The organism is Pseudomonas sp. (assembly GCF_049301935.1).
Taxonomy (GTDB): Bacteria; Pseudomonadota; Gammaproteobacteria; order Pseudomonadales; family Pseudomonadaceae; genus Aquipseudomonas.
Genome location: NZ_JBAQLP010000087.1, coordinates 1 through 5,929, shown reverse-complemented (window position 1 = coordinate 5,929; position 5,929 = coordinate 1). Strand labels below are relative to the sequence as shown.

Annotated in this window: 3 protein-coding genes, 3 tRNA genes and 1 pseudogene; 4 read left to right on the top strand and 3 right to left on the bottom strand. The window is 60.3% G+C overall.

What is annotated here, in order from left to right; genetic code table 11:
- On the top strand, window positions 1-1,841 hold a 1,841-nt coding region (locus WA145_RS12250; protein ID WP_422581837.1), incomplete at its 5' end, for an AAA family ATPase.
- Between the two features lie 518 nt (window positions 1,842-2,359).
- Here WA145_RS12250 and WA145_RS12245 read toward each other — a convergent pair.
- Both WA145_RS12245 and WA145_RS12240 read right to left on the bottom strand, forming a co-directional pair.
- Window positions 2,360-2,695: a PilZ domain-containing protein gene (locus WA145_RS12245; protein WP_339523056.1), complete on the bottom strand. Its 336-nt coding sequence runs from the start codon at window positions 2,693-2,695 to the stop codon at window positions 2,360-2,362.
- A 9-nt stretch (window positions 2,696-2,704) separates the two neighbouring features.
- On the bottom strand, window positions 2,705-5,050 hold the full coding sequence (locus WA145_RS12240) for a DUF1631 domain-containing protein (protein ID WP_422581836.1): 2,346 nt from the start codon (window positions 5,048-5,050) through the stop codon (window positions 2,705-2,707).
- A gap of 212 nt (window positions 5,051-5,262) precedes the next feature.
- Here WA145_RS12240 and WA145_RS12235 point away from each other — a divergent pair.
- The 3 genes from WA145_RS12235 to WA145_RS12225 all read left to right on the top strand — a co-directional run bounded on the left by WA145_RS12235 (window position 5,263) and on the right by WA145_RS12225 (window position 5,505).
- Window positions 5,263-5,338: transfer RNA gene (locus tag WA145_RS12235), tRNA-Asn, on the top strand.
- A 9-nt stretch (window positions 5,339-5,347) separates the two neighbouring features.
- A tRNA-Pro gene (locus WA145_RS12230) sits at window positions 5,348-5,424 on the top strand.
- Between the two features lie 5 nt (window positions 5,425-5,429).
- Window positions 5,430-5,505, top strand: a tRNA-Lys gene (locus WA145_RS12225).
- Between the two features lie 128 nt (window positions 5,506-5,633).
- Here WA145_RS12225 and WA145_RS12220 read toward each other — a convergent pair.
- Window positions 5,634-5,929 (bottom strand): annotated as a pseudogene (locus tag WA145_RS12220) (FAD-dependent oxidoreductase); the annotation flags it as partial.

The following is a 5,929-nucleotide window of genomic DNA, read 5'->3' as shown; positions in this document are numbered from 1 at the left end:
TGGGTGCGCTGATTGCCGGGGCCAAGTTCCGCGGCGAGTTCGAGGAGCGCCTGAAGGCGGTGCTCAATGAGCTGAGCAAGCAGGAAGGGCGGATCATCCTGTTTATCGACGAGCTGCACACCATGGTTGGCGCCGGCAAGGGTGAAGGCTCGATGGATGCCGGCAATATGCTCAAACCATCGCTGGCGCGCGGTGAGCTGCATTGCGTAGGCGCGACCACGCTCAACGAATACCGCCAGTACATCGAGAAAGATGCCGCATTGGAGCGGCGCTTCCAGAAAGTGCTGGTGGATGAGCCTAGCGAGGAAGACACCATCGCCATCCTCCGCGGCCTCAAGGAGCGCTACGAGGTGCACCACAAGGTGGCCATCACCGACGGTGCGATCATCGCCGCGGCCAAGCTGTCGCACCGCTATATCACCGACCGCCAGCTGCCGGACAAGGCCATCGACCTGATCGACGAGGCGGCCAGCCGTATCCGCATGGAAATCGACTCCAAGCCGGAGGTGCTCGATCGCCTGGAGCGCCGCCTGATCCAGCTCAAGGTCGAGGCCCAGGCGCTGAAGAAAGAAGACGACGAGGCGGCGATCAAGCGTCTGGCCAAGCTCAACGAGGATATCGCCCGGCTCGAACGCGAGTACGCCGACCTGGAAGATATCTGGAAGTCGGAAAAGGCCGAGGTGCAAGGCTCGGCGCAGATTCAGCAGAAGATCGAACAGGCCCGCCAGGAACTGGAAGCGGCGCGGCGCAAGTCCGACCTGCAGCGCATGGCCGAGTTGCAGTACGGGATTATTCCGGACCTGGAGCGCAGCCTGCAGATGGTCGATCAGCACGGCAAGAGCGAGAACCAGCTGCTGCGTAGCAAGGTCACCGAGGAAGAGATTGCCGAGGTGGTGTCGAAATGGACCGGTATTCCGGTGAGCAAGATGCTCGAAGGCGAGCGCGACAAACTGCTGAAAATGGAAGGCCTGCTGCATCAGCGGGTGATCGGTCAGAACGAAGCCGTGGTGGCGGTGGCCAATGCGGTGCGGCGTTCCCGCGCTGGGTTGTCGGATCCAAATCGGCCGAGCGGCTCGTTCCTCTTCCTCGGCCCAACCGGGGTCGGCAAGACCGAGCTGTGCAAGGCGCTGGCCGAGTTCCTCTTCGATACCGAAGAGGCGCTGGTGCGCATCGATATGTCCGAATTTATGGAGAAGCACTCGGTGGCGCGGCTGATCGGCGCACCGCCCGGCTATGTTGGCTACGAGGAGGGTGGTTATTTGACCGAGGCGGTACGCCGCAAACCCTATTCGGTGATCCTCCTGGATGAGGTGGAGAAGGCCCACCCGGATGTATTCAACGTGCTGTTGCAGGTGCTCGAAGATGGCCGCCTGACCGACAGCCATGGGCGTACCGTGGACTTCAAAAACACCGTAATCGTGATGACCTCCAACCTAGGTTCCACGCAGATTCAGGAACTGGTGGGTGATCGCGAGGCGCAGCGGGCGGCGGTGATGGATGCGGTCGGTACACACTTCCGTCCGGAATTTATCAACCGCATCGATGAGGTGGTGATCTTCGAGCCGCTGGCTCGCGAGCAGATTGCCGGTATTGCGCAGATCCAGCTGGGCCGTTTGCGTCAGCGCCTGGCCGAGCGCGAGTTGAGCCTGGAGTTGTCCGACGAGGCTCTGGATAAGCTGATCGCCGTCGGTTACGACCCGGTCTACGGTGCGCGCCCGCTCAAGCGTGCGGTACAGCGCTGGATCGAGAACCCCCTGGCGCAGCTGATACTGGCCGGCAAGTTCGCCCCCGGTAGCAGCGTGACGGGCAGGGTTGAGGGCGATGACATCGTCTTTGGCTAAGTGCTGTCGGCTAGATCAAGGTCGCAAGGTAAAAGTTGTGTCTTGGTTGGCTGTTGCCGACATGCTTGGCCCTTGTAGGAGCGGGCTTGCCCGCGAATCTAAGGCAATAGAGAGGCATCGCGGCCAAGGCCGCTCCTACGGTTTCGCAGAACCCTCCAGCATTGTTGGCGACACTTAATTGGGACGCCAATAAAAAAGGCTATGCACCTGTTATGTGTTGACTCGTCTCGAACAGTTTTACAGTGCGTGAAGCGCGGTAATACGTAGGGTGGGTTAGGCGCGAGCCGGGAGCAAGCAAACACCATCGACTCTCAACGCGCCGTAACCCGCCATGGTGGTCTACCGGGAAACCGCAATGGTGGGTTACGCGGCGCTCGAATGGCCTGGTGCCCCCCATAAGCACCCCTCCTGCGCCGCTAACCCACCCTACAAAATCGGCCTGCAACACATAATGGGTACATAGCCAATAAAAACACCCCGGTTCAGTTGGCGCTGACCGGGGTGTTTTTATTGCGCGGTTACAGGTGCTTGAGCAGGATTTCCAGTGCAGCAGCTTGGTCTTCGGCCAGGTCAATGATATGAAAGCCGGCCCAGCAGTGTTGGCCGTCCGCGCCAGGGCGGCTCCACAGGCAGTCAGCGCCCAGGGTGATTTCGCAGACGCCTTCAATCACCTGTTCGCTGACCAGGCGGCACTCCACCAGCTCGTCGGCGGTCAATGGGGTGTCGCTGAACAGCATAAAACCATCGGCGGACAGGTCGACCACGCGGCCCAGGCGTTGCCCAGTGTGCAAGTCGAAGACTTCCAGCTGCACGTCGGCGTTATGCCGGTTGTGCAGGCGACGTTCGTCATCCATAGGGGGTCCTTATTCTTGGGGCTCGGCCGTGCGCCCAGTAAAACGCTGGAGTACGCGGTAAATAGCGGTCAGGGCGCGGTCTACCAACGGTGCACCTCGTTCAGGCGGGACGAGGCGCGCCAGTCCTTGTTCCATTTCGCTGGCCAGTTGGGTGAGCGGCTTGATGGCTACGCGCTGGCCGCTCTGATCGACGAACATATAGTTGTGGGTCGTCGGGCTGAACCAGGACAGCTTGAGCGTGCGCACCTGTTCGCCATTGACGAACTCGAACCAGGTGCCGAACTCGATATGCCCCAGTTCCTTGGCCAGCGCCTGGGCGCGTGGCGAGAGCGTCGACCCACTCGGTGTCAGGGGCAGTGCCGCGTCTTCACCGAGCATGGCGCCCAAGGGGCTCTCTGGCAGGCTAGGTTTAAGCTGGGCAGCCACCTGCGGCTGTTTGGCCTGTACGGCGTGCTGGCAGGCCACCAGGTCCTGCAGCAGACGGCGGATACCGTCCTCGTGGTAGCCGCCGAGCAGCAGTAACCCTTTGCGCAGGTCTTCAAGCAACGGTACGCGCAGTTTCTGCAGGCGTTCACGGCCTGCGTCGTCAAGCAGGGTGCCGCTCCAGGCCAGTTGCTCGGCTGCTTCACAGGCGCGTTGCCATTCAGGGCTCTGATCGCCATTGCGCAGCAGCACAAATACCAACACGTCGGCCCAGGTCAGTTCGAGGAAGTTGCGGATGATGGTCGGCGGCTGACGATTGTTCAGGCTGCTGGCGATTACGTTGACTGCGTGCTGGCGCGCGCCGAGCAGTTTTTCACGACCTTTGGCGGCTTCCACTGCACGGCGTTCGCGCAGTTCGACCTTGTGCCTAAGGGTGGCGACGAACTCGTTGAACTCCTCCAATAGGTTCTCGAACAGTTGCAGGTCGCCGAAGAAATCATGAATGACCCGCTCGACCACCCATTGCATCTTGGCCAGCAGGCCGCGTTCATTGCCTTCGCTGCCATACAGCACGCCGGCCTGGGCCATGGCATTGAGCAGGCGGCGGGCGGGGTGGTGGTGCTGGGTAAACAGGGCTTTGTCCTGTAGCGCCACTTTAAGGTAGGGCGTGTGCAGGTGAGACAGGGTGGTCTTGCAGCTGTCGGGCAGGTTGTTGTCGTCGAGGATAAAGTCGAAGAGCATGCCGACCAGGTCGATCACGTCGGCTTCCTGATCAGAAACTTTCTGTTGGCCGGGCAGCTCGCTGTGCGCTTCCAGCTGTTGTTGTAGATCCGCCTTGAGGCCTTCCACCTGCTGCGGGCGACTGAGGCGTTGTGACAGCTCGTTGGCCGATTGTTGCTGCATGCGGTTGAGGGCATTCAGCAGGGCCGAGGCGCTGTAGGTGCTGGTCGCCTTGCGCGGGGTGAAGCTGGCAATGCTGCGAGTGCCGCCAAGCAGTGGGGCGTCAATGTCGCGCTGGCGGTGTTCGCCCAGCAAGGTCGCCAGGCTGCCCAGCAGTTCCAGTGGGTCGCTCGGCGGCGGGCCGCTGAGGTCGGTGCTGCTGGTGTTGGAGGGTTGTCCTTGTGGCTGCGTAACGGCTGCAGTGCCGCTGCTGGTGCTGTTCTCGGCCGCTTGTTCGGCTGGTGCGGCGGGTGTGGTGTTGGGGCGTGCTGGTGCTGGATTGTTGCGCTGCGCGGTGTACTTCAGGTTAGGCAGCACGCCAGCATCGATCAGGCGCTGATTCAGTGCGGCATAGATGCTGTCCAGGCCCTGCATGACGTGGGTATCAAACAGCGTATAGAGGATGAGCTTTATCCGCAGCGGAAACGGGCAGGGGGTCAGGGCGTCACGGAAGGCCTGGGCAATCATCTGCGGGCCGAAGGGGTTGGTGTCCTCACCGAGCTTCTGGCCGTTATTCAGCAGCGCCAGGCGTTGCTCCAGGGCAAACAGCGGCTGCGCGCAACGTGCCTTGACCCGGCTGACCATATTGATCACTTGCAGGCTTTCTTCATAATCCTCGTCCTGCACCAGGGCCATGTGCTCGGCATCCAGCTCGCTGGGGCTGGGCGGCGGCTTGAGTTTGCCGTCGAGGAAATCGGAGAAATTCTGCGCGATCTGCTGGTGGTAGCGGCGTTCTATCTGGGGGCGCTGTTTGCGAACTTCCCGCATGTTGTCGAAGAACAGGGTTTGCACCTGATTGTTCTCGGCTTTTTCGGCGCACTCAAACAGGCTGTCGTCGACCTGAGCAAAGACCCCGGTCAGGTGATCGGCCAGACGATTCATCACCAGTTTTCGACAGCTTTGCACCAGCTCACCGAAGCGCGGTTGAATGCCCCGGCTGGCAAGGGTGTGCACTGAGCTGTTGGATTTTGGCGGTATGCCCTGATTACTCATGGACTTTCCTGGCTGGAGCCTTACGGCTGATGCATCCTGCAATGAATACAGGCATAGGCAAGATATAGCAGCCGCTCACGCAGCTGCAAATCATTGTACTAAAAGCAATTTAAGGGGTTGACAGGTGAGCGCGAAACCGTAAAATGGCGCGCCTCAGATACGGGAAACGATTTAACAACCGGCTCCGGTTTCTGAGAAAGGAAGCAAGTAGTTCCGCGATAGCTCAGTCGGTAGAGCAAATGACTGTTAATCATTGGGTCCCAGGTTCGAGTCCTGGTCGCGGAGCCAATCTTTCATCGGGGTATAGCGCAGTCCGGTAGCGCGCCTGCTTTGGGAGCAGGATGTCGGGAGTTCGAATCCCCCTACCCCGACCATTTTTGGGTCGTTAGCTCAGTTGGTAGAGCAGTTGGCTTTTAACCAATTGGTCGTAGGTTCGAATCCCACACGACCCACCATTTCAAGCACGCTTGAAAGTAAAAAACCCGCCTAGTGCGGGTTTTTTATTGTCTGCGATTTAACGCCAGCGTGAATACCTTCTTTATGTACTGCCGGCGGGCAAGGAGTGGCCTTGCCCGCGCGGGGGTCAGTGCAGTTTCAGGCGTGGTTCGGTGCTGCGGCCGATGCGATCGCCCAGCATCATTAGCAGGGTGCGGGTCATGCCGTACAGGGCGACCTGGTGCATGCGGTACAGCGACACGTAAAACATCCGCGCCAACCAGCCCTCCAGCATCACGCTGCCCGTGAGGTTGCCCATCAAGTTACCCACAGCGGAAAAACGCGACAGCGAAATCAGCGAGCCGTAGTCCTGATAGCGGAACACCGGCAGCGGTTTGCCTTCCAGGCGCAATTTGAGCGACTTGGCCAGCAGCGAGGCTTGCT

Coding starts and splice junctions, on each gene's coding strand:
- WA145_RS12245 (WP_339523056.1), bottom strand. CDS start 2,695: ATGGATGACGAACGTCGCCTGCACAACCGGCATAACGCCGACGTGCAG.
- WA145_RS12240 (WP_422581836.1), bottom strand. CDS start 5,050: ATGAGTAATCAGGGCATACCGCCAAAATCCAACAGCTCAGTGCACACC.